Source organism: Sinomicrobium pectinilyticum, from assembly GCF_003725735.1.
Lineage (GTDB): Bacteria > Bacteroidota > Bacteroidia > Flavobacteriales > Flavobacteriaceae > Sinomicrobium > Sinomicrobium pectinilyticum.
Genome location: NZ_RJTM01000057.1, coordinates 1 through 23,604, shown reverse-complemented (window position 1 = coordinate 23,604; position 23,604 = coordinate 1). Strand labels below are relative to the sequence as shown.

The 23,604-nt window shown below is 46.7% G+C and carries 20 protein-coding genes; 6 read left to right on the top strand and 14 right to left on the bottom strand.

Going from position 1 to position 23,604, the window contains the following annotated elements; translation table 11 throughout:
• Positions 1-67: 67 nt before the first annotated feature.
• The 7 genes from atpE to ED312_RS07780 all read right to left on the bottom strand — a co-directional run bounded on the left by atpE (position 68) and on the right by ED312_RS07780 (position 7,557).
• Positions 68-268, bottom strand: coding sequence for an ATP synthase F0 subunit C (gene atpE / locus ED312_RS07815; protein WP_072316888.1), 201 nt, complete (start codon positions 266-268; stop codon positions 68-70).
• 49 nt (positions 269-317) lie between these two features.
• On the bottom strand, positions 318-1,394 hold the full coding sequence (gene atpB, locus ED312_RS07810) for a F0F1 ATP synthase subunit A (protein ID WP_123215447.1): 1,077 nt from the start codon (positions 1,392-1,394) through the stop codon (positions 318-320).
• Positions 1,395-1,494: 100 nt separating this feature from the next.
• Positions 1,495-1,884: a hypothetical protein gene (locus ED312_RS07805; protein WP_148044244.1), complete on the bottom strand. Its 390-nt coding sequence runs from the start codon at positions 1,882-1,884 to the stop codon at positions 1,495-1,497.
• Between the two features lie 135 nt (positions 1,885-2,019).
• Positions 2,020-2,439: a bactofilin family protein gene (locus ED312_RS07800; RefSeq protein ID WP_123215445.1), complete on the bottom strand. Its 420-nt coding sequence runs from the start codon at positions 2,437-2,439 to the stop codon at positions 2,020-2,022.
• A gap of 33 nt (positions 2,440-2,472) precedes the next feature.
• Positions 2,473-5,007, bottom strand: a complete 2,535-nt coding sequence (porW, locus tag ED312_RS07795) for a type IX secretion system periplasmic lipoprotein PorW/SprE (RefSeq protein ID WP_240643058.1) — start codon at positions 5,005-5,007, stop codon at positions 2,473-2,475.
• A 285-nt stretch (positions 5,008-5,292) separates the two neighbouring features.
• Positions 5,293-5,988 (bottom strand): ABC transporter ATP-binding protein, encoded by a 696-nt coding sequence (locus ED312_RS07785; protein ID WP_123215443.1) that lies wholly within the window; start codon positions 5,986-5,988, stop codon positions 5,293-5,295.
• An 84-nt stretch (positions 5,989-6,072) separates the two neighbouring features.
• The gene (locus tag ED312_RS07780; RefSeq protein WP_240643057.1) at positions 6,073-7,557 is read right to left on the bottom strand and encodes a DUF5687 family protein; all 1,485 of its coding nucleotides are present in this window, start codon (positions 7,555-7,557) and stop codon (positions 6,073-6,075) included.
• 432 nt (positions 7,558-7,989) lie between these two features.
• Between ED312_RS07780 and ED312_RS07775 the strand changes: the two genes are divergently transcribed.
• Entirely contained in the window at positions 7,990-9,042 is a 1,053-nt protein-coding gene (locus ED312_RS07775) for a ferredoxin--NADP reductase (protein ID WP_123215442.1), read from the top strand.
• A gap of 166 nt (positions 9,043-9,208) precedes the next feature.
• Here the strand turns inward: ED312_RS07775 and ED312_RS07770 are convergent, their stop codons facing one another.
• The 7 genes from ED312_RS07770 to ED312_RS07740 all read right to left on the bottom strand — a co-directional run bounded on the left by ED312_RS07770 (position 9,209) and on the right by ED312_RS07740 (position 18,626).
• Entirely contained in the window at positions 9,209-10,210 is a 1,002-nt protein-coding gene (locus tag ED312_RS07770) for a glycosyltransferase family 9 protein (protein ID WP_123215441.1), read from the bottom strand.
• 158 nt (positions 10,211-10,368) lie between these two features.
• The gene (locus ED312_RS07765) at positions 10,369-10,974 is read right to left on the bottom strand and encodes a DUF4254 domain-containing protein (protein WP_123215440.1); all 606 of its coding nucleotides are present in this window, start codon (positions 10,972-10,974) and stop codon (positions 10,369-10,371) included.
• A 293-nt stretch (positions 10,975-11,267) separates the two neighbouring features.
• The gene (locus ED312_RS07760; RefSeq protein ID WP_123215439.1) at positions 11,268-12,617 is read right to left on the bottom strand and encodes an undecaprenyl-phosphate glucose phosphotransferase; all 1,350 of its coding nucleotides are present in this window, start codon (positions 12,615-12,617) and stop codon (positions 11,268-11,270) included.
• 275 nt (positions 12,618-12,892) lie between these two features.
• Entirely contained in the window at positions 12,893-13,879 is a 987-nt protein-coding gene (locus tag ED312_RS07755; RefSeq protein ID WP_123215438.1) for a UDP-glucuronic acid decarboxylase family protein, read from the bottom strand.
• A 245-nt stretch (positions 13,880-14,124) separates the two neighbouring features.
• On the bottom strand, positions 14,125-15,657 hold the full coding sequence (locus ED312_RS07750; RefSeq protein ID WP_123215437.1) for a S41 family peptidase: 1,533 nt from the start codon (positions 15,655-15,657) through the stop codon (positions 14,125-14,127).
• A 53-nt stretch (positions 15,658-15,710) separates the two neighbouring features.
• Positions 15,711-16,478 carry an AraC family transcriptional regulator gene (locus ED312_RS07745; protein ID WP_123215436.1) on the bottom strand — a complete coding sequence of 256 codons (768 nt, stop codon included), beginning with the start codon at positions 16,476-16,478 and terminating at the stop codon, positions 15,711-15,713.
• Positions 16,479-16,490: 12 nt separating this feature from the next.
• A complete protein-coding gene (locus ED312_RS07740) occupies positions 16,491-18,626 on the bottom strand; it encodes a M48 family metalloprotease (protein WP_123215435.1) in 2,136 nt (711 codons plus the stop codon).
• A gap of 420 nt (positions 18,627-19,046) precedes the next feature.
• Here ED312_RS07740 and ED312_RS07735 point away from each other — a divergent pair, with 420 nt between their 5' ends.
• From ED312_RS07735 to ED312_RS07715, 5 genes are all read left to right on the top strand, one after another.
• Positions 19,047-19,397 carry a hypothetical protein gene (locus tag ED312_RS07735; RefSeq protein ID WP_123215434.1) on the top strand — a complete coding sequence of 117 codons (351 nt, stop codon included), beginning with the start codon at positions 19,047-19,049 and terminating at the stop codon, positions 19,395-19,397.
• A 2-nt stretch (positions 19,398-19,399) separates the two neighbouring features.
• The gene (locus ED312_RS07730) at positions 19,400-20,263 is read left to right on the top strand and encodes a hypothetical protein (RefSeq protein WP_123215433.1); all 864 of its coding nucleotides are present in this window, start codon (positions 19,400-19,402) and stop codon (positions 20,261-20,263) included.
• A complete protein-coding gene (locus tag ED312_RS07725) occupies positions 20,263-21,396 on the top strand; it encodes an adenylosuccinate synthetase (RefSeq protein ID WP_123215432.1) in 1,134 nt (377 codons plus the stop codon). The genes ED312_RS07730 and ED312_RS07725 overlap by 1 nt, the downstream gene beginning before the upstream one ends.
• Positions 21,397-21,509: 113 nt before the next feature.
• Positions 21,510-22,157 carry an OmpW/AlkL family protein gene (locus ED312_RS07720; RefSeq protein ID WP_123215431.1) on the top strand — a complete coding sequence of 216 codons (648 nt, stop codon included), beginning with the start codon at positions 21,510-21,512 and terminating at the stop codon, positions 22,155-22,157.
• Positions 22,158-22,488: 331 nt separating this feature from the next.
• Positions 22,489-23,604 (top strand): hypothetical protein (locus ED312_RS07715; protein ID WP_148044243.1); only part of this gene is annotated, 1,116 nt, incomplete at its 3' end.

The window sequence follows — 23,604 nt, the reverse complement described above, 5'->3', positions numbered from 1 at the left end:
AAGTCCTTTACGTACAAAAAAACAAAAACCACCCCGTAACCAACCGTTACGGAGTGTGTTTTTTTAATTAACCTTTCATCAGCGCTACAACCACTGCAAACAGTGCAACACCTTCAATAAGGGCTGCTGCAATAATCATGGCAGTCTGAATTTTCGAAGCCGCTTCGGGTTGACGTGCAATAGCATCCATCGCAGATCCACCGATCTTACCGATACCAATTCCCGCAGCGATCGCAGCCAATCCGGCTCCTATTCCAGCTAAAATCATAATTGAAAATTTATATAGTTACTTAATTAAACTCCAAACAAAATTCCGCCTAGTGATGATCTTCTACAGCCTGACCGATAAACAGTGCAGAGAGAAGGGTAAACACATAGGCCTGTAATGCCGCCACCAGCAATTCCAGCACAAACATGAACAGGGCAAATGCAATGGACACGGGTGCAACCGCAGCGGTTTTAAAAATAAATATCAATGAAAAAAGGCTCAGGATTACAATGTGTCCCGCGGTAATGTTGGCAAAAAGACGCACCATAAGGGCGAACGGTTTTGTGAACATCCCCAATACTTCCACGGGTATCATAATAATGAGCAAAGGTTTCGGTACGCCCGGAGTAGCGAATATATGCCCCCAGTAATTCTTGTTCCCGCTGAACGTGGTAATCAAAAAGGTAAATACCGCCAGCACCCCCGTAAACACGATATCGTTGGTAAGGGTCCCGGAAAAGGGGAAGAACGGAATAAGCCCGAACAGGTTACCCAGCCATATCAGGAAGAATACGGTAAGCAGGTAAGGCATATACTTTTCGTACTTTTCCTTTCCGATATTGGGTATGGCTATTTCGTTTCGCACAAAAAGGATCAAAGGCTCCATAAACCCGGCCAGTCCTTTGGGCGCTCCCTGGTTTTTCCCGTAAGACCGGGCCACAGGTATAAAAATAAGCAGCATAAGCGCGGCAGAAAGAAACAGGGTAAATACGTTCTTGGTAATGGAAAAGTTGAGCGGCCTGTCGTTCACCGGGTGGTGCTCTTCGTCGAAAGCCAGTTCACCATTCGCCCCGGCATAATAGATCTCATCGTGATAACGCACGAACTTCATTCCTTTTTTCTCCACAACCACCTCTCCGGCTTCGTCGTGATGAAACTCTCCTGACATAAAGGTCACCAGGCCGTTCTCTGTCCAGAGAATAACGGGCAGGGGCAGCGATAAATCGCCTGCAATGTGGAAATCATGCGAATCACTGATGTGGTGCATGATCGTTTCGGTAGGATCGAAAGCCTCCTCCTCAGTATCACCGGAATGGTCTTTACGATGTTCCTGGGAAAACACGGATGAAGAGATCAACAGTGTTAAAAAAGCTATAATTTTGACAAATTTTCGTGCTATCGACATATCTTTATTTCTAAAAAATACCTGGTCTCGAAATTTTGGCGCAAAGGTAAAAATTTAATTAACAATTCCTTGTTTATAAATAAACATTTTTTCGGATTTTTCATTCCTGACGCTCCTGAACGAATTTTACCACATAAAAGACTTCGATCGTTAAAAAAACGAAGTACGGGACAAAGAACGCCAGGACATCGCCCACAAAGCTGCCCTCCTGTGCTATAAGAGGCCACAAAAAAACCACGGAGGCCATCATTCTCAGCAAACTACATCCCATAAAGGCATACCCTGTCTTATCGGCAGATCTCCTGCTGATATAGAGCAAAAACAAATATATCAGGAAAGTTACTGTGAAGTGAAAAGCGTAGATAGTTATCGTGGAAAGCTGAAAGTCATAGCCGGTAATCCCGTATGTTACAAGCGCATATTGCAATCCACACAATACCGCGGTAAGGGGCAACATCAATTTCAAAAAGGCAAATACATGTCTTTTCATCCGGCTACTGGGTTTGGTTCTCGGCCTGCAAATATAGACGATATCCCGGAACCATTGCCTTTTTCTTCAGAAAGCCCTCCCCTGCCTCACTGCCCGACGAGGCCGGAAAGAACAATACGGTAATCCGGGGGGAAATCAAGCGGTCTTCCCCGCTTTTTCCGGTTCCGCCACGGATTTGTTAAGCGGTTTTATCTCGGCGCCTTTCATCGTGCAATTAGCATTAAATGCCGCCCCGGGATCTACGGAAAGCTTGGACACGACCACGTCTCCCTGGATCATGGCCGAAGACTTCAGCGACAATTGCTCGGCCACCAGTAATTCACCGGTAAACTTGCCTTCTATGTCAGCATTGACGCATTCTATCTTACCGTTAATAAAACCGTCCTTTCCAATCACGATCCGTCCGGAAGACTTTACATTGCCCTCTACTTTTCCATCGATACGGATATCGGCATCGGAAACAATATCACCGGTAATCCTGGTGTTCTTCTCAATACGGTTTGCCTGCGGAAAAGTTTCCGTAATTACTTTTCCTTTTTTGGATTCTGAAAACATTTTGGGGTAAGTTTAGTTATTATAAAATTATATTTATGGTTCCTGTTGTATTTCCTTCTTTTTAAAGGCGTCAACATTCTTGTGCACCTGTACCGTCCTGTAATCAGGGCTCAAAATAAGGAAATTTTCGGTGTCGATCACACATTCTTCATCATTATTGACCAGTTCCCTGTACGCCTCCGCGTCTTTACTATTCCGGAGACCGTGCACGACTACGAATACGGTATCCGTATCATATACGTCCCTGGAGATGCTCAGGTTTTTATAATAGGGATATTTCAGGGAAAAATATTCCATATTCTCCATAAGTTCCCTCGTTCCGGTAATATTGTCCTTGCTCACCGGGAAGATAAGTTTCCAGCGTCCGGGCCCGTCTTCTCCGGCCATAAAGGCGTCATTTGCCAATGCTGCGGCTTCATCCAGTTTTCTCTGGGCCTCTTTACCTATATCATCATTAGGGTAATTAAGGGCAATGGCATTCAGTTCTTCTTTAAAGCGGTCCGCGCCGTAGAGCCTGCCGAGACTGGTGGCCCGTAGCATCTCCATACGGGGGATGATCTCTTCGCCGGTATGCTGTTTTATATAGCGTTCGGTTTCCCTGACCACCGTTTCGTACTGCTGTGCTTCAAACTTCTTGTATAGCGATGTAAAATACGTTTCCGGGTCATTTGCTTCCCCGGCCAGGACAGCTTCGGGATTTTCCAGGATTTCCGCATACCTCGAACCGGGGTGGTTTTTGATGATATCTTCTTTTGCCGCAGCCGTTTTACCGGACCCCACCATTTCATACAGGCGGAAAAGATGATACTTGGAAGGCAATACCAGCTTTTCTTCCGGATCGCTGTCCAGCACGGTCTCAAGCTTTCCGATGGCAAGCGGGTATTCCCTGAACTTCTCCTTGTAAATCAGTCCCAGCTGGTAATTGGCAAAATCCCTATCCGTTTTCAGGCTGTCCAGCACCTGTTCGTCCGTAGGCAGGCGATCGATATAAAAACTAACGTCATAGCGTTCGTCAGGCGTCATGGCCACCATTTCCGATTGTTTTTCTTCGGCGCTGTCCCGCGGTGAGATCATACTTTTATTGGAAAGTCTCCAGTTATCCTGCAGCTCACGATCTCCCCATATCTTCCGGAACGAGGTTTTTCCCTGTCCCAGGGCAATCTGGTTATAGAAGTAAAATTTCCCTCCTTCACTACCGGCCTGCCCTATGGGATTTGCCTGTTCTTCAAAAGGATTGAACGTTCCGCTCGCTGCAGCCCGTTCCTCTTCTTCCTCCCGCTTTTTCTCATCCTCCGCACGTATCTCCTCGATATATGCTTCAAAATAGGCCACACGTTCGCTTTCCGGCAAAGAGGCCAGCCGGAGGATACTGTCGTTCACGTGAACGATATCTTCGTAGCGGATAACATCCTCCAGGTTGTCCCGTTTTTTTTGGATAGCCCTTATTTTCCGGCGGTCATCTTTCAGCTGTGTCAGCGTACTGTCGTAATATGCCCCCGCATTTTTATATTCGTTCCGGTCAAAATTCATTTCCGCCAGCGCTTCGTAACACATGGCCTTCAGTCTCCGGTCCCCCTCATTGGCCCTTAAGGATTTGTTGAGGTATTCTTCGGCCAGCCGTATGGAATCGGACTGCTTGTGAAAATCTGCAATATAGTGGTATATTTTATCGAGATAGGGGCGGTTTTCACGGTTGTTTTCCATCTTGTCCAGGAATATGAGCCTCTCTTCCCTTTCCACACTGTCCGTCACCTCCGTATTGCGCATTTTTTGCAGTTGTGCATTGATCATATATGCCCGCGGCGACTTCCGTTTCAGGGCTATGACCTTTTCATAGGCCAGGTTGGCACTGTCCTTGTTTTCGAGAGCATCGTAGAGCTGCCCGATAATATAATTATACCTTCCCTTTTCTTCGTTCTTTCTGGTAAGGGTCGCGGCAATTTTCAGTTTGCGGATGGCGCTGTCCTTGTGTTGCAGGTTTATATAAGCCTGGGCCATTGCCGCACTGGCATCGGCATATTCCTGGTCTTTCAGCTCCGTTCCGTACACAAAATCTTTCAGGTTTTGCAGGGCAAGCTCTTCACTCTCCAGGCGTATGTTGGTCTTCTCTCTCCATATCCTGGCCTGATGGTGTTTATCGCTATCGGGGTATTTATCCAGGATATAATTAAATGCTTCCATAGCGGGAATAAAGCGCTGGTCGTAATACCTGCCGATACCGAGCAACAGGTAGGCCTCATCCATTTGCGGGTTGCGTTCTCTTCCCCGGATGTTCATACCATGCTTTTGTATGGCTTTGGCCGCCTTTTCCTCGGCCCTTTCGAAACTGGGGTTGTTTGCCCCGCCGGAAAGGGCTTTTTCCTCCACCACTTCCATGCGTTCCACGGGCAGCACTTCCCAGAAATTATCGTTATAAGAGGTAATGAGCCCCTCCCTGCCCTCTTTCAGGGCGTTCTTTCCGTTATAAAGAATATTGTCTTTGGCCGTAAGTGCATGAAAATTACGGTTTAAAAAGGCATCTTTTTCTGTAGAACAGCCGGTAACGGCTAAAAAAGATGCGATTGCCACAACACAGGCTAAGCAGGATATGTTAATTACGGACCTCAAATTTCAAAACTGTTTTTTTTAACTTTTCCGATCGGGGTATAAAGTCATACGGGAATATCCCTGCCATTCCCGTAAAACCGGGCAATGGCCATTCCCGAGACCCCCTCTGCGCCCCGGTTAACCCGGACAGCCACACAGGGTTTATAGGGTAAAAATACATTTCTTTTTTGATTTAAGTGAAAATCCGCCCGTTTCTGTTTTAAAAAAAGAACGCTTTTATTCCGTGTGTTCCATACCCTTACGGGTTCAGCCGGCAAAAATCATTTCCAGTTCCTTCAGTGTTTCCGGCGTTGTCTGCATGTCCCTGACTATTTCCCCTTTGTCCAGCACCACAATGCGTTTGCACACATCGGTTACGTGCATCAGGTCGTGGCTGGATATGAGTACCGTAACCCCGTTATCTTCGGCCAGCTCACGTACTATTTCCTTCAGGCGTATCTGGGTGGTAGGGTCCAGGTTGGCAAAGGGCTCATCCAGTATAACCACTTTGGGGTTACCGATCACCGCGGCCACAATCCCCACTTTTTTCTGGTTACCTTTGGAGAGGTCGCGCAGGTATTTATTGCGTTTGAGGATCTCCCCGTTAAAGAACTGCCCGTATTTTACCAGGAAAGCGTCGACATCGGCCCGGTTCCATCCCCGGAGCTCTCCCGTAAAATAAAAATATTCTTCGGGCGTGAGGTACCCGATCAAAAAGCTTTCATCGATAAAGGCCGAGGTAAAAGGTTTCCAGTCTTCGCTCTTGTTTACCATAACCTCGTTATTGATGATATAGCCGGATGTAGGCCGGATAAGATCGAGCAGAAGGCTGAAGAACGTGGTCTTTCCCGCCCCGTTGTTCCCTACCAGCCCCAGGCTCTGGCCGGAAGGGACCGTAAGTTCTTCGATGCGGAGCACCGTGGTTCCGTTATAGGTTTTTGTGAGGTCGTTTGCTATTATCATATCGTATTTTTTATTTACTCACTAAGTGTCCCGATCCCGATATACATCGGGATTATCGGGATTGCCCCGAGGTAGTTGACCTGCTTAACTCTCTTTTTCCTTAAATCCGTTTATGGCTATATATTTCCGTTTCCTGTACAGGTCCCCGATAGCGGTCATCAGGAAGTCCCTGCCCATTATACCGGCAATCCCCATCAATGCCAGTACGGAAGAGGCGGCATCGAACGAAATAAACTTATAGCACAAGTACCATACCAGCAGCGGAAATATCAGCAGGGGCAGTACCACGATAAACTGTGCGGCACCGGTACCCTGGTAATTGAGGAACGGGCTTTTCTCCAGGTCCACACGCTTTTTGTTATACGCCCCGGCAAAGAGCAACACCGGGATATTCACCCCGATATTATACAGCGCACAAGCCGTATTCAGCACTACGATATCCCAGCCGAAATAGGCATAGGGCAGGCTGAGCAGGTACAATACCACCACACTGAAGGCCATGAGCCCTGCCTTGGAAGCCAGGTATTTTTTCAGCGGAATGTTTTGGGACATCATCATGCCGTAATACGGGCTGTCCCACGACGGGATGAACTGTCCGAAATTTATCATAAAGGCCCCGGAAATAAATATTCCCACAAAGACATACCACGCAGGCATATCGCTGTAGGTGGGATTGGGGTAAAACATCAGCCCGTAAGCCAGGAAGAACAGGGATAACCATACCGTACTTTTGGGGCGTTTGTTCCGCCATATGAGTTTCAGATCGAGTTGCAGGAAAGGGGCGATATCGCCAAACTTCCGCACCCAGCCCATATCGGAAGTATTTACCTGTCCTGCTTTGCTTTCCAGCGAAGCATCCAGGTAGAACCGTTTGCGCAAAGCGGCGTAGTTCCAGAGATATAAAAATACGGGTAGCAGCACAGGAATAACCACCATATAAGGCCGTGCCACCAGAACATCGAGCATCTTCCCTAAGAAGATACTGATCTCAAACACCTGTAAATGCTCCAATACGGACAGAACAATGGCAACAAGGATAAAGGGGAGCAGGGTCTTGATATCTCCGGCAAACTTTTTCTTTAAAAGAAAATTGAGGTAATTGACCCCCATCACCAGGCACAGCATACACATGCTCCAGGCCAGCATGCTCCCCGGACCGTAATTTCCTTCCACCGCACAGTACACGGCAAACGGAACAACCACCAGTAAGGGAAACAGGTTGAAAAGGGAGAAAAGACTTTTCAGCAGAAGATAATGAATGGCTTTTCCCTTATGTACAGGCAGAATAAGCAACGGCCTGATATCCATAACGGGAAGTGTTTGTATAAAAAAGCGCACCAGCAAGTCGGCAGAGACCCAATAGATGACCAGCCGGTTGGCTACGGACAGCTGTTCCTCTCCCGGGTACAGTTCGGACAGCAGGGGGTACAGGCCAATACCGAGTATCAAAAAGGAAAGTATGAAATAAAGGGCGAGAAAACCCATTAAAATACGAATGGCCAAATCTTTCCCGAGACTGGCGGAACGAAAAAAAGACTTCCATTGCAGGGAAACAAAATGCTTTATCATTTCAAACAGGTTTAACAGTTCATAGGTAGGTACGGCAGTACTTTTGTTACATCAAATTTAACATTTTACCCGAAACCTCTTCCCTGCAAAAGATAGTGCCCTGATACTTAAGACGGGAAAACCGGACATCCAGGACCTCAAAATAATACTTTTGCCCCGAAACACCACCATTTCTTCCGTTCTTTTTATTCCGTCACCTCTATTCCTTTGCTGTTTTCGTACAGGGAAAGGCAGATATACTTCGTATTTCAGCCCAAACCGGCATTCCTGCCATGTGCATCCGGTGACAAGACCGTTTTTTAGCCCGGGAGTCGGGGAGCCCGGAAGTGAGGAGGTACGCTTTAACTTTTCATCACACCCGGAACGTTCTGCATGTGACGTGTTGCCCTGACTGTGTAACTATTTTATGTACATTTGCCGAAAAATTGTGTCATGTTGCATTTTCACCCTCTACGTGTCAGCAAAATAGAGCGAAATACACTTCAAGCGGTAACCATAACTTTTGATGTTCCTGAAAACCTGCGTGAGATCTTCATACATGAGGCGGGACAACATATCACCATAAAGAAAAAATTCGACGGCCAGGAGATCCGGCGGTCCTATTCCATCTGCACTTCCCCGGGAGAAGGGACCCTTTCCGTGGGGATCAAGGAAATCCCTGACGGTATTTTTTCCAGGTACGCCAACCGTTCCCTACGGGAAGGGGATATCCTGGAAGTACACCCTCCCGAAGGGCATTTTACTTTTACCCCCGATGCCTCCAGGTCGCGGGCCGTAGCCGCTTTTGCCGCAGGAAGCGGTATCACCCCGGTGATCAGTATATTAAAAACGCTCCTGGAAGAAGAACCGCAAAGCAAATTTGTGCTGGTATATGGCAACCGGAGTACTGCCGATACCATGTTCCTGCGGGAAATCACCGAACTTATTGCAACTTACCCGGAAAGGCTCACGGTATATTTTACTTATTCCCGGGCCGAAGAAGAAAATGCCCTTTTCGGCCGGATAGAACACGCCACGGTGAATTACATCATAAAAAACAAGCAGAAAGATACTGCTTTCGATGCTTTTTACCTCTGCGGACCGGAGGAAATGATAAATACGGTATCCGAAACCCTGAAAGAAAACGGTATTGAAGAAGATAAAATAAATTTCGAACTCTTTGTTTCTTCAAAAGAGGAGGAAAAGCTGGATGAAAACCTTGAAGGAAAGAGCCGGGTAAAGGTTATTGTGGATGACGAGGAATTCGAATTTACCATGTCCCGGTCAGAAAAAGTACTGGACGCGGCACTTCGCAATGACATAGATGCCCCCTATTCGTGCCAGGGTGGTGTGTGCAGCAGCTGCCTTGCCCGTGTAACGGAGGGAAAAGTAAAAATGGTAAAAAACCAGATCCTTACCGACGCAGAAATTGCGGAAGGCCTGGTGCTCACCTGCCAGTCGCACCCTGTTACGCCTACGCTGTCTATTGATTATGACGATGTTTAGGCCGCACTGAGGGATAAAATACAGAATATCCTTCTCTTTCAGGGTCTGTATCCTTACTTAAAAGATATTGTTTAAGTGTGGAAACGTGGAAAAATCCAGTGTTACAGGAGGAGCTATTACAGGCCGCTATCCGTGGCCGGAATTCAAAAACCCATTTGTTGTAACGCTATATCCCCTTTAATATTTTTTCCACAACCTCGTCCGGCGAGATTGTCCGCATAACATCCTCATATCCTCCGGGAAATTTATTGCCATATACCGAAGTAGGGATCAGCGGGTATTTTTCCCTGTCCGGAAGCAGCGCATCGTCCATATCCTGCCCGAACGGGTAAAACCCGGCATACGGGTGCGTCACCCCCCAGAGGGTGATGGTCCTGACACCGTATATGGCCGCAAGATGAGCATTACCACTGTCCATGGCCACCATAACATCCAGGTTGGAAATCAGGGCAAGTTCCTGTTCGAAAGATAGTTTCCCGGCAACATTCACCACATGGGCATAACGGGACTGCAGGGCATCCAGGGCCTTTTTTTCTTCCTTTCCCCCGCCAAAGAGCAAAAGCGTATATTTTCCTTTTTCATCCAGTTTACGGATAACTTCTTCCATAAGGTCCGGCGGATACATTTTTCCCCGGAACGCGGCAAAAGGGGCTATACCTATTGTTTTACGTCCTGTAAGTTCTTCCGCTCCCAAGAGTTGCCTTAGCTCACCGGTGAGTTCCCGTTTTTCGGAAAATACGGGACGGGACATATCTATGCCATACCCCAGTTTTTCAAAAACATCGGCATAACGCCGGTGGGTGGTTTTCAGCGGAACAAATACCTTGTTTCTCTCCCGCGTCAATGCTTTTTTCTCCCCGCGTCCCTTATCTATCTGTACCACCCGGAATCCGCCTGCCAGGAAAAAAAGCCTCAGGATTTTGCTTCGCAATACGTTGTGCAGATCGGCCACGGCATCTATACCCAGCCCTTTGAGTTCGCGATACAGCCTGTAAAGTCCCGGAATTCCTTTATGCTTCCCCCTGATATCCGCCCCGTAAAAGGAAACACCGGGAATACCGTCGAACACCGGCCGGAAAAACGCCCTGGAAAGCACAGTGATCCTCAAATACGGGTGTTGTTTCACCAGGGTCTGTAATACGGGGACGGTCATCGCCACATCTCCCATAGCGGAAAGCCTGATGACCAGTATCCGGGTACCTTCCTGCCTGTCTGCCGCCTCAGCGAGGGGAACACTCTTGTTTCCGGCTACTGCCGGCCGTGTATTTGTATCTGATTTTTCTATCGGGAATATATTTTATCCGGGACCGGGCCACAAAAGCCTCCTTATTTTTTATTCTGGTACAGTACGGGGTTCAGCTCTTCATCATTATACATCTTCATCTGCTTGTATACTTTCATGTATTTGTCTCCCGCCTCTATATCCTCCAGCAGCTGATCTATGGCGATGGAAAGGTCCTTTTTCTGCTCCAGGAGAATATCCAGTTTTTCCCTGCATTTTGCCTGGTGCTCTACCGTAGATCCTTTACGGCCGGCCTCTTCCTCCATATGGTATATTTTCAGGGCCAGGATGGAAAGGCGGTCTATGGCCCAGGCAGGGCTTTCGGAATTGATCGTAGCCTCCGGTTTGGGCTCTACGTCTTTATATTTATCCAGAAAATAACTGTCAATAAACTCTACCGTATCCGTACGGTCCTGGTTAGAAGCATCGATTTTCCGTTTCAGGTCCAGCGCATCGACCGGGTCAATTTCCGGGTCGCGGATCATATCTTCATAGTGCCACTGCACCGTATCTATCCAGTTTTTCCGGTACAGCAAATGCTCTATCTGCTCCTTGGGGTACGGATTTTCAAAGGCCTGGTACACATCGTCCGCCTCGTGATATTTTTTTATACTTTCTTCAAAAACGCTATATGCCAAATCACTAAACATCATTTTCTTTTTTATCGGGTTTCTATTTTTTCTCTGTCACGAATGCATCGCTGTTTCTCAAACTCCTGCAGAGGTAAGGTGCTATCAGAACGTTATGCGAACCTGTTTTGTTATACCCCATGAATATCTTCAGGGTTCCCGTCACCACCTTATTCCCGGCACCGGTCATCTGCCATTGATCGTCAGCGGTTTCTATCTTTGCATCTCACGCGCCACTTCCGCATCCATTCCTTCTGCCACCGCTCTTTAACCGCCGCATCATTACTACAAAGATAATAATAATATAGCCTGACCTAATAGGCCTTTTCCTCACCCCGGAAGGCATTTAATATGGTCTGCACAATGATCTTTATATCCAGTGCGAGCGACCAGTTTTCGATATAAAATATATCGAATTTCACCCGGTTGACAATATCGGTCTCGGTCTCTATTTCCCCGCGGTATCCCCTGGTCTGCGCCAATCCGGTAATACCGGGCTTTACAAAATGCCGCACCATGTATTTGTCTATCTGCTGCCCGTAAAGGTTAGTGTGTTTTACCATATGGGGCCTGGGGCCCACAACCGACATCTGCCCGAGAAAAACATTGTAGAACTGGGGCAGTTCGTCAATACTGGTCTTCCGGATAAATTTTCCGATACGGGTGATTCGCATGTCATCTTTAGTGGCCTGCTTTTTATCCGCATCGGCTGTCATGGCCATAGAGCGGAACTTATAACAGTAAAATTCCCTGGAATTGATACCGTGTCGCCTTTGCCGGAAAAACACCGGCCCGTCCGATTCGAGTTTTATGATCAATGCCAGCAGGGGAGTAAGCCAGGACAACAGGAACAGGATAACCACGAGAGAAAATACCAGGTCGAAAAGCCTTTTTACGAAAGCATTCAGAGGATCGTCGAGAGGAATATCCCGCAACGACAGGATGGGAATATAATCGTAATATTCGAATTTCAGTTTCTTCGCAAAGATGTTCTTGTTATCCGGGATAAACTTCAGCAACTTCATATTGTTGTCGGCAAAGTCTATCAGCTCGGAGAGTTCCTGATCTTTTACTTCCGCAACAGAACAGTAGATCTCATCGATATCGTTTTCCACGATATATTGAAAACAATCCGGGAGACTATGTTTTTCCCGCAGCGAAAACTGTTTCCTGAATTCGTACCCGAACTCCAGCCTGGAATCAAAAACATCGATAAGCTGCTGGGCTTTCTTGTTATGCCCTATCACCACTACCCTCCGGATATTTCCTTTAAAAAATGCCCGGTACCGCAGGAGTAATACATAGGTGAGTATCTTCAGTGTGGAAATAAAGACAAAGGTCAGGGCAAAATACTCCGCCAGGGCCAGCCGGCTCATATTGGGTTGCTTAAAAAAGCCTATAAAAGCATACAGCACCAGGAAGAAAAAAACAAATTGCTGAAAAATCAGTGTCAGCACCCGGGTAAATTTGGCATATCGCTGTACCTCGTAAAACTCTGTTTTCAGGGAGATCACAACCCATGCCAGCGACAAATACGCCAGGAAAAGGTAAGGCTGCATAAAATTGATGGGCAACAGCAGGGCCAGCATATTGATAATACACAAATCCATAACATAATTTATGGGTTTTATGTACCTGGAATATCGTCCCGCTTTATATTTCATTGCTTTGTGTTTTAAACAAAAAATAGCTTTCTGTTGAGTACGTGACAAAAATGGCGGACCCGGTTTTCGCGGAAAAGCCGTTTACCCTGCTCGTTTTTACCGATGCAATACAGCACTTAAAGGGAGCCGGTCGAGGCATTATCGAAATTAAATTTTTGTCACGTCTAAAATTCTTCTGTTATCTTATCACATCCCGTCATTCAAGGGTAACGCTCACAGCACAGCCCTCCGTATGCCATAGATGCAGCGATCGTGCATACGTTGCGAAACCGTACCTATCGTTTGATATGCGAGGAAAAATCCTTGTGTTCTTTTTTGTTGAGTTCTCCGGGGGGAAGGTTTTTAAAATACGCATAGGTTTTCTGCATACCTTCGGACCTGCTTACCTGTGGTTCCCAGCCCAGTACCTTCTTTGCCCTGCTGATATCCGGCTGTCGTTGCATAGGGTCGTCCTGGGGCAAAGGCCGGTAGACGATCTTCTGGCCGGTACCGGTGAGTTTAATCACTTCTTCCGCAAATTCCTTAATACTTATCTCCTCCGGGTTCCCGATATTCACCGGCCCGGTATAATCACTCAGCAACAGGCGGTATATTCCTTCTACCTGGTCATCTATATAACAGAACGAACGTGTCTGTGAGCCGTCGCCGAAAACGGTGAGATCTTCTCCCCGCAGGGCCTGCCCTATAAATGCAGGGATCACCCGGCCGTCGTTGAGCCGCATACGCGGGCCATAGGTGTTGAATATCCGTGCAATACGGGTTTCCACACCGTGAAACCGGTGATAGGCCATGGTCATGGACTCCTGGAACCGCTTGGCTTCGTCATATACTCCCCTGGGGCTTATGGTATTTACATTTCCGTAGTATTCTTCGGACTGCGGGTGTACCAGGGGATCCCCGTAGACTTCGGAAGTAGAGGCTATCAATATCCTCGCTTTTTTATCTTTCGCCAGTCCCAGGAGATTGTGTATCCCCAGAGAGCTTACTTTCAGGGTTTGGATAGGTATCTTGAGATAGTCTATAGGACTTGCCGGGGATGCGAAGTGCAGAATATAATCGAGCTTCCCCGGAACATGGACAAATTCGGTGACATCGTGATGCTGAAATTCGAAATTTTCAAGGGGGAGCAGGTGCTCTATATTACGCATATCACCGGTAATGAGGTTATCCATACCCGTAACATGAAATCCTTTGTTCACAAAACGATCGCAGAGATGCGACCCGATGAACCCGGCCGCCCCGGTAATGAGTATTCTATCCATGGCTTTCTTATTCTCCGGAAGGCCCGTCCCTTAACATTTCACTCCAGGTCCGGCACCGGTTTTCCGAGGGGCTAAAGATAATATATTTTTAAGGATATGATAAATGGCCGGCAGCAAAGCTTATCCTGTACCCCAGCGGTAAATTCACTGTTCTTTTAAAGGTGTATTCCACTATTCATAAATCGGCAGCAAGCTACAGCAACCGGGGCGATCGTAAAAAAACAGGGGATGTACAGTGAGCAGCCCTATTTTAGGGTATTGTTTTTTCGTATCAATTCCAGCACAAACGCCATCTGGGTATCCTTATGCTCCAGGTAATCCTCAAAAGATCGGGGTACGTTGTAATCGGGAATAATACCACGGTTGTATACCTGGTTAGTCTTTTCCGGCACATCCTGTTCCAGGTTTACCAGGGAGAAAAAAGTAGCCAGTCCCGATTTTGGCAGTATGTATCCCCAGGGGGTATGCCCGTTATGCCCGTAATAGCCGCCCATAGCTTCTTCTCCGATGGTAACCGTATTGGGATTTCCGGCAACCATCGCGGCAAACAGGCTGCCGGCAGAGGCTACCCGGGGGCTGATCAGCAGGTAAATATTCCCGGTAAAGGCATTTTTGGCCGGGCTGCGGACCCGGTGGTCCTCACTGGTTTCATCTTCATAAAAACGACCTTCCTTTTCCAGCGGAAACTCCTCCCGGAGCATGCGGTTGTACTTCCCTACCCCCAACGGGCGTAAAAAAGCGGGAGTTTTACTGTATGCATACCGGAGGTAAGGCACTTTCCGGAAACTTACCCAGGCCTGCCTGTTTTCCTGGAAGTTCCTGTCGGTAAGATAGGAATACGTCACCAGGTCGTTCGGGTCTGTTCCTCCCCCGTTATAACGGACATCTACTATGAGGTTTTTGATTTCCCGCTGCTTTACGGAAGCAAAAACACTGTCCAGGAAATGCACATAGCGTTTGTGAGATGCGGAGTGCTTACCTCCCATGGAAAAGGAATTAACGGTCAGTATGGCCGTAATACTATCTATCACTGTAAAGGAATACATTTCATCCTCTTCCCAGTCTTTGTAATTGGCTTCATCATCCGGAAAAGAATACCTCTTTTTTACATTTTTGTAATAGTCCCGGTAACCCGCACTTTTTAACGTCCTGTACTGTTCAGTTGCCGAACCATGAGGAATAAAACACACGGTAAATGCAGGTTCCAGGCCGTAATGCAGGCGGTAATACCTGCTGAAATTATATTGTATACCGATCGTTTTCCCGGTGATATTCACCCCGTCGGTAGTATAGTATTTGCCGAGATCGGCTATAATGTCTCCAAAGGGCCTGCCGTTGACCGACACGATCTCCGCCCCCAGGGGAATTTCCGCGCCTTCCATGTTTAATACCCACTTCCCTGCTACCGGTTTCACCGGGTACGGAAAATACCCGGAAGTTTCCGCCGCCATAGATTTACGGTACTTTTCCGGCAAAGAAGTATCGTTGTGCAGGCTCCCCTCGAAATCGGTCAGTTTTACAATAATATTATAGAAATCGCGGTAGCTTGCAGATCTTTCCACCTGTGCTTCGGCCCAGGTGTATATACTGTCCGTTTCCTTTTCGGTACGGTATTTATACAGGCCCGAATTGGCTTTGAGGCGTATGTTTTTAAAGATCTCCAGGTCTTTTCGCATTTTGACCCTGGGAAAACTATCGTCTATGGATTGTGCATAGCCCGAAAAACTGTATACCAGCCATAACAGGAAAAACAAATAATGTAGCTGTACTGTCTTCATAAGCACAAAAATACCTGTACGGCAGTAAACGGACTTGTAAAATCTTGGCTATTTTATTCACCCTGAAGCAGGCTCTTCTGGTAGGTGCTGGGAGCTATGCCGACAAAGCGTTTGAAGGTCCTGGAAAAATGCGGCAGGTCGGTAAAGCCGTAATCATAGGCTATCCGGGTCAGCTCCGTATGCGGCGTAATGTCTCTTTTCCCGGCAAAGATCTTTTTCATCAGTACGTAATGCATAGGTGACATGCCGGTGGATACGCGGAATTTTTTGGCAAAACCGTATTTATTGCAGTTGGCCACCCGTGCCAGGGCTTCCAGGCTGAGGTTACCGGTAATATTCCCACGGATATATTCCATGACCTCCCGGAGGTCGGCGGGACTTAACTCGGAATAATCCGCTTCTTTTCCCTCTGCAAAAGGACGCAGCGATGTTGCAAAACCCGGGAGTAATGCTTCCCGGCGGCCGGCATCTGTGACAGACAAGCTGTCCCTTAAGGCAAGGAAATTCCTCACTACCCCGACATCACGGATATTGCGCTCCCGGAAAACAACATTTTTACCGCCAAAAAGGTACTTCATCAGGTCGCCCGAAATATAGATCGTATCGAAATCCAGCTTTATTCCCGCATCAGCCAACGGGTTGGCGTGTACTTCATACGGATTGGTAATGGTAATGCTTCCTGCTTCCCCGTAAAATTTTTTCCCGTCCATCGCTATGGTTTCCGTACCGTTGCGGATCAGGGAAATACAAAAAGTATCGTGATAGTGCTCCGGGAAAGCGGCTGCCTGGTTACGGATGGATATGTGTTCGAGGTCGTTCAACGGTTTTTCTTTTTATTCTCCAACTCCTGTTTCTGCTATATTCCCGGCGGAAAGTGCCTGTTCTGCCGCCTTTACCTTTGGTGGCAATGCACGCAACAACGCCGCCTGGTAATCGAGCAATTCTTTCTTTTGCAGGAAAAATTCGCTGGAGATCAGGTAATAAAAATCCCCGAGAGCGGTGAACAGTACGGTCAGGTTGTCTTCCTGGTATGCATTATTCCTAAAATATTCCGGTTTCCCCGAAAGATAACGTTCGAAGTTTTCTCTCATATCCCCGGTGATTTCTTTGCTTATATTTTCGCGCGACAGCAAAGGTCTTATCGCTTCTTTAAAGGCTTTCTCCGTATCTTCAAGTTCTTGAAAATTGCGCTTTATTTCTTCAAAAGGTGTTGTAAAACTAATAAACTGCGTCCCTTCGGAAAGCTTCATATACAGGTTAAACTTACGGTCATAATCTTCGTCCAGCCGGTATAGTTCGTTATACAATACCTCCAACCGCTCTTCTCTTCCGGATTCGGATTCCAGTTTTTTAAAATAGTGGAAAATATCGCGGTCATTCTCTCTTATTTTCTCCTTTATTGCTTCCAGTTCTTTTTCCAGGTGTCCCGCCAGGGCTTTACCTTCTTTCCACCTGTACCGCTTTCCGTCGTAATCAAACGATTTGATCCGGATTTCTTTTTTTCCGATAGCCGATAGTGTATTGATGTCGTTTTGCAGGGCTATGGAGGTATATACCCGGTCTACCTTGTCCTTCGAAAACAGTTCGGACAGCTTTAACTCATTGTGCTCATCCCGCACTTCCGCCATTTCCTCCTGTGTTATTTTCTCCGGGTTCTTATTATCGTAATAACTGTTATAGACCTTATCAAAAACTCCCTGCTCGTATTTCTTCACAAATTCCGTTTTGAAATCCTGCAGGGGAAACGCCGTTAATTCCTTGTCATCCGGAACATCGGCAAAAATCTTTTCGGTTAACATTTCCTGGACCTGTTCGGCATTTTTAAACAATCCGTTTGCACCGGAGGTTAAAATATTGCCGTTCAGCTCTGCGATACCCAGGCTTTTCAGGTTTTCTATCCTGTCTTCCGCACTCGGATGTGAAGCCCATTGATCCTTGATCACAAGTCTGGACTTGTTAAACCTGTTCTGGTCCTCCACGGAAACCCTGGGAAAGCCATTTTCTACGGGAATGCCGTCTTCCCCGGCCAGGAAGTTCATAACAAAAAGCTGTTCCTTAAAGATATTCGGGCTTTTTATCTTCCGGTCCAGGTTATCCTGGTAAAACTGCACTACAGCATTCCAGGCATAATCTGCCAGGTTGAGTCGTAACAGGGAGTGCTGCATAGGTACATAACCGGTGACATTCCCGGCTATTTCATCGGCATGGAACTCCATTTCCCTGGACAGTGCCATATAACTGATGTTTACCACATTATAGAGTTTTCTCAGTATCCATTGGATGCCCTGTACGATTTTAACGGCTATAATAACAAATATGGAGAAGTAACCGCTTGCTGCAGCCCAGTTGCTTACCAGTTTGTCAAAGGACTCATTGTCGTACAGCATGTTATAGATAACCTGGTTTACGTTATAGACGTAGCTTCCCACCTTCATACTTTTTTGCGAGAAGTGTCCGAACTCATGGGCAAGTATGGCTTTCAGTTCGTGAACAGTTACCGTATTTACCAGCCCCATACCGATATGGAGGTTTTTTCGTACCGGTAAAAACATGCTCCAGAAATTAGAATTGTAGAACACCGAAGCGTTTATTTCCCCCGAAATAAAGACTTTTTTCGGAAAATCGGTCCCTACTTCCGCAACGATCTCCTCTACGAGCCCGAAAAGTTCCGGCTCGTCCTCTTTTGTAATTTCTTTCATGTGAGACAAGTCCGTTTTACCGGATTTAAAAAGAAACTTGAACAAGAAGACCAGGATCAGGAAGCCGAGACTTGCCAGTCCTATCCCAAGTGCAATGGTAACCAGTTTGGGCATCGCTATAATAAGCTGAATTCCGGCATAGGCACATAAAACAGTAAGACCGATGGCCAGAACCGCAAGTACGCTATATGTAAAAACGAAAAGAAGAATGGACCATATCGCTTTCCGGGCCTGGTTTTTAAAATTTTCGGACGGTTTGATCTCTTTCATTGGTTAGTGATACATTAGGTTGTTATGAAATTATTTTCTCCGTTTCGTCTATTCCTTAAATAGTTTAGTACATGACAAAATTCGATCCGGGTAGATTTTCCTCTCCTGATAAATATCGGAAGAGGGAAATCAGGTTCCCTTTAGGGTTAGGGTCAAACTGATTTCCCGATAAATCTGCATAAAACAAATTTTGTCATGTACTAAACTTAAATATATATATATTGTATCCTTCTTTTAATGATGTACCCCAACAGCATCCCGGTACATGTTCGCACTCCTGATATTATTTTTACCTCCCCAATATAGCCTTTTTTCCAAAACCTCTTTCCCGGGAAGCGAAATTTGCCTTAAAAATCCCTTATTCCGGGGAGGTGTTTAACCGGTATTTCTCCATAAATTTGTGTATAGATATTAAAAACTATGGAAGATCCTAAAATCAGCGGCGCTTTCCTGGAATCCCTGAAGCGCAATAACGACAAGATACGCGGCGACCGTGCCCTGGCTATCGTAGAAGATGCCCAGATTATGTACAAAAGGGAAGCAGAAGACCTGGCCCTGATGCTCAAAAAACTGAAAAGGGAACAGGAAAATATGCTCGACCTCAGCCCGACGGATGCCAACAGCCTGGTGCTGGCTTCCGATTTCGATGCCAGGGGCTACGTAGCCAAAGACCTGGAAATGGCTGTAAAAATCCGCAACCTTGAAATAAAACTGGAACTGGCTGTTAACCGATATACATATCTCTTCGGGGAAAAACTGGAAATACTGTAATTATGGGAGGAGGAAAATTCAGTTACGAGGCGTATTCCCGTCTCCGCGTCAGCAAAGGATATGACAACAAATCGAGAGAACAGATATTTACCGCCCGCCAGATAGACCCGGAGATGGACCCGGCTACCATACAGGTTCGCGAATCCCGCGATTCGGAGGAACATCCCGAGTCGCTCTCCATTATCGTAGCCCTGGACGTTACGGGTAGCATGGGATTTGTTCCGGAGATCATCGTTAAAGAGACCCTGCCCGACCTCATCGGTTCGCTTATACAGGCGGGTATTCAGCATCCGCAGGTTTTGTTCCTGGGTATAGGAGATTATGTTTATGACAGCGCCCCGCTACAAGTTGGCCAGTTCGAATCTTCTGCCGAGCTGCTGGACCGCTGGCTGACCCGGGTATACCTGGAAGGCGGTGGCGGTGGCAACAACCATGAAAGCTATAACCTGGCACACCTCTTTGCCGCCAGGCATACCTCTATAGATTGCTGGGAAAAACGAAAGCAAAAGGGCTTTTTGTTTACCATAGGAGACGAACCGGTAGCACAGGAAATCCCGGCGGACATTATCAAACGCCTTACCCCGGCCGATGAAGCGGGTACGGTGACCACCAAAGCAATTATTGAAGAAGCACAGGAAAAATACCACGTTTTCCACCTGCACCTGGAACACAACGAAATATCCAGGCAGGACTACCGCAAAGGAAACTGGGCGGCGCTGCTGGGACAACAGTTTGTAGAAGTGGAAGACTTCCGTAATGTAGCTAAAAAAATCGCGGAAATCGTTATTGCCCACCATTCCTTTACACCGGGTACGGGAAGTGCCACGAAGACCGGGGACGATATCGAAGTAGAAGATATGCTGTAATGCGAACGTGTTCTGTAGTTATAGACCTGGGTTTCGGCGATGCCGGTAAAGGGCTTACCACCGATTACCTTGCAGGCCGTAACCCCGAATCTACCCTGGTTATCCGTTTTTCCGGCGGGCACCAGGTGGGGCATACCGTTACCCGGGGAAACTTCCGGCACACCTTCAGCAATTTCGGTTCCGGGACCCTCCGGGGAGTACCTGCGCTATATACCGAGCACACCACACTTTTTCCCCCGGGCATCGCACTGGAATACCAGGCTTTGAAGGCCTATCGTCCCAGGCTGTTCTTCCATCCCCTGGCCATGGTAACTACGCCTTATGACATTGCCTATAACCGCGCTGTGGAAAAGGAAAAACAACACGGTTCCTGCGGACTGGGATTTGGCGCTACCATAGCCCGGAATAAAGAAGAGGTGTTCTTTTTTGCCAATGACCTGGTATTCCCCTGGATGGTAAAACAACGGCTGCAAAGTATACACCGCTATTACGAGACCCTTCTCGGCAAGCAAAATAATATCCTCCTGGAAACACATTACAGGGAAGAGCTGAACGCCTATGACGAAGCCGGTTTTATAGCATACTGTAACCTTATCCGTCCCCTGTACACCATTGCGCTGCCACAGGAACTCGTGTCAAAATACGCACACCTGGTATTTGAAGGAAGCCAGGGTATACTGCTGGACACCAAATACGGTATACACCCGCATACCACCTGGAGCCGGACCACCTCGGAAAACGCCCTGCAACTCCTCCGTTCCATGAGGGGCGACATCCCGGAAACAGATATCTACTACGTAACACGCTGTTACCAGACAAGACATGGCAACGGCCCCATGAGCAGCAGTAAAAAGGTTACTCTCCGAAACTGCGAAAACGAAACCAATACGGAAAACGAGTTCCAGGGAAAATTCCGCACTTCGGCCCTCGACCCGGAGTTGTTGCGCTATGCCCTTTCGTGCGATGCCATATCGCACCACAACCTGCCCGTTACGAAAAACCTGGTCGTCACCTGCCTGGACCAGCTCCCGGAATTCCGGGTAGAAAAACTTACGGAAAAGCTGGAAGAGAAATTTGCACAGGTACTGGGCAGCTACGGCCCGGACAGCAAAGACCTGAAGAGATTACGCTAATCCCTGTTTTAAAAAAGGAATATCCGCAAAACTATTTTAACAGAGGCTGACAATAGTCATGTTTTGTACATTTTTTCATGGATAATTTTGAGCATTCATAAAAACAATAGTCCATGAAAAATTTAATATTAAGCGCCTTACTTATTATGGCATCGTTTTCCCTGGCAACAGCGCAGGAAAGCAACAGTTCATCGTTTAATCCCTGGCAGTTCCGGCTTCGCGCTGTGGTGGTAAGCCCGGACGAAAGTGCCAGCATAGGTACGATAGGGGGAGATGTGGATATTTCCACTACGGTGATCCCGGAACTGGATATCACTTACTTTTTCACCAGGAACTGGGCGGCAGAGCTTATCCTGGGAACTACAAAGCACAAGGTCGAAGCCACCAACACTGCTGCGGGAAATATAGACCTGGGCGATGTATGGCTGTTACCTCCAACGCTTACGTTGCAATACCACCTGACCAAATGGGAGAAATTCAAGCCTTACATCGGGGCCGGGGTCAACTACACCATTTTTTACAATGCGGATGAGGGGCCGGTAGCAGACAAGGTGGAATACGACAATGCCTTTGGCTTTGCTACCCAGTTAGGACTCGATTATATGATCTCCGACAAATGGTTTATAAACCTGGACATCAAAAAAATATTCCTCCAAACCGACGTCACCGTCAATGCCAATACCGCACTCGGAGCCACAGTACCTGCCGATGTGGATATTAATCCCTGGCTGATAGGACTGGGGATCGGGGTAAAACTTTGAGACAGAGATACGTTGTGGGCCCTTGGAGTAACCGAATTTCGGGGGGTAGCGTCTGCCTCCTCCGTCCTCTACCCCAGCCCTAAAGGGTGAGACGGAGGGGACCATTACATTCCCAAAAGCCAACAAATACACGGATACTTGGTTAATATCCTCACAACAGGACTTCAGGAGAGCTCATTCTTTGGTTTACTTGTCTCCTGTACTCACCTTTTTTCCATGGAAGAAAGGTGAGTTTTTTGTGTCATCCTTTTTTTACTCCCATCCAAAACACCAAAAAGCTACCGATTTCATCCGGATTCCCTTATTTTTACCCTTTTCAAGTAAAATAACAATGAAAGCCCCTAAATCTGTTTGTATTGTTCTGGTCTTGATCCTTGGTTTTTACACCAATGCCCAGGAAAAAATACAGGATACCCTCCTCCATAAAAGCTATGACGATCTCAATACCCTGTTCTATTACTGGTTGCCAAAAGATACCGTAACGGCTAAAACTATTGTCAATACCTATATAGCAAAAGCCAGGGCAGAAAAAGATTCTATAGAAACCGCAAACGGATACTATTATTACGCCACAAGCTTCGGGGCAAAGAGAGGCTTGCAGTATGCAGATACTATAATCGCGCTTACAGAAAATATAGAGGATAAATATTATCCCGCCGTAGGTTATTTATTAAAAGGATATTGGTACTTCAAGACGGACAATTATAGAAAAGCCCTAAAATACTATCTTTTAGGAGAGACCTTTGCAGTTAAAAGAAACAACCTGCAAATGCAGATTCATATCCTTTCTATGGTGGCAGTATTAAAAACCCATACAGGGGACTATAGAGGAGCATTGGATATCGAGAAAAAACATCTTCATGCATTAGAAACTCAGCCAAAATATAGAGAAATTGTTACTAATGGTCCGAATTTGGGAAATAACTTCAACACTCATCATCTAGTAGCTATACATAACTTATCCTTAACCTTTTTACATCTTAAAGAGAATGATTCTTCAAGAATATATCATCAAAAAGGTATTGCAAAAAGCTTGGAGTACAAAGATACCCTGAAGTATTATCAAATAGTTTCGAGTAGCGGCTCACTAGAATTCTACGATGGTAATTTCCAGGCTGCCTTGGACAGCCTGAATAAAGCTATTCCCCATCTAACGGACGACCACAATATTGCCATGGCACATTATTATAAAGGACGATCTTATCAGGCCTTGGAAAGCCATAAGGATGCCTTACTCATGTTTTTAAAAACGGATTCGTTAGCTACAAAAATTAATTACAAGTTCCCCGAATTGAGAGAGGCCTATGAATACCTCGCAGATTATTATGATATAAAAAAAGAAAGAGATAGCCAGCTCATTTATATCAACAAAATATTAGACCTGGACAAAGAACTCCTTCGTTTAAGGTCCATGGACGGAGAAATAGTCCGGAAATACGATACCCCA

What these genes read in the sequence shown, in the direction of transcription:
- ED312_RS07760 (WP_123215439.1), bottom strand. Translation starts at nt 12,617, where the DNA reads ATGAAATATAAAGCGGGACGATATTCCAGGTACATAAAACCCATAAAT.
- ED312_RS07750 (WP_123215437.1), bottom strand. Translation starts at nt 15,657, where the DNA reads ATGAAGACAGTACAGCTACATTATTTGTTTTTCCTGTTATGGCTGGTA.
- ED312_RS07740 (WP_123215435.1), bottom strand. Translation starts at nt 18,626, where the DNA reads ATGAAAGAGATCAAACCGTCCGAAAATTTTAAAAACCAGGCCCGGAAA.
- ED312_RS07755 (WP_123215438.1), bottom strand. Translation starts at nt 13,879, where the DNA reads ATGGATAGAATACTCATTACCGGGGCGGCCGGGTTCATCGGGTCGCAT.
- ED312_RS07720 (WP_123215431.1), top strand. Translation starts at nt 21,510, where the DNA reads ATGAAAAATTTAATATTAAGCGCCTTACTTATTATGGCATCGTTTTCC.
- ED312_RS07725 (WP_123215432.1), top strand. Translation starts at nt 20,263, where the DNA reads ATGCGAACGTGTTCTGTAGTTATAGACCTGGGTTTCGGCGATGCCGGT.
- atpE (WP_072316888.1), bottom strand. Translation starts at nt 268, where the DNA reads ATGATTTTAGCTGGAATAGGAGCCGGATTGGCTGCGATCGCTGCGGGA.
- ED312_RS07805 (WP_148044244.1), bottom strand. Translation starts at nt 1,884, where the DNA reads ATGAAAAGACATGTATTTGCCTTTTTGAAATTGATGTTGCCCCTTACC.
- ED312_RS07735 (WP_123215434.1), top strand. Translation starts at nt 19,047, where the DNA reads ATGGAAGATCCTAAAATCAGCGGCGCTTTCCTGGAATCCCTGAAGCGC.
- ED312_RS07765 (WP_123215440.1), bottom strand. Translation starts at nt 10,974, where the DNA reads ATGTTTAGTGATTTGGCATATAGCGTTTTTGAAGAAAGTATAAAAAAA.
- ED312_RS07800 (WP_123215445.1), bottom strand. Translation starts at nt 2,439, where the DNA reads ATGTTTTCAGAATCCAAAAAAGGAAAAGTAATTACGGAAACTTTTCCG.
- ED312_RS07780 (WP_240643057.1), bottom strand. Translation starts at nt 7,557, where the DNA reads ATGATAAAGCATTTTGTTTCCCTGCAATGGAAGTCTTTTTTTCGTTCC.
- ED312_RS07775 (WP_123215442.1), top strand. Translation starts at nt 7,990, where the DNA reads ATGTTGCATTTTCACCCTCTACGTGTCAGCAAAATAGAGCGAAATACA.
- atpB (WP_123215447.1), bottom strand. Translation starts at nt 1,394, where the DNA reads ATGTCGATAGCACGAAAATTTGTCAAAATTATAGCTTTTTTAACACTG.
- ED312_RS07770 (WP_123215441.1), bottom strand. Translation starts at nt 10,210, where the DNA reads ATGGGAGATGTGGCGATGACCGTCCCCGTATTACAGACCCTGGTGAAA.
- ED312_RS07785 (WP_123215443.1), bottom strand. Translation starts at nt 5,988, where the DNA reads ATGATAATAGCAAACGACCTCACAAAAACCTATAACGGAACCACGGTG.
- ED312_RS07730 (WP_123215433.1), top strand. Translation starts at nt 19,400, where the DNA reads ATGGGAGGAGGAAAATTCAGTTACGAGGCGTATTCCCGTCTCCGCGTC.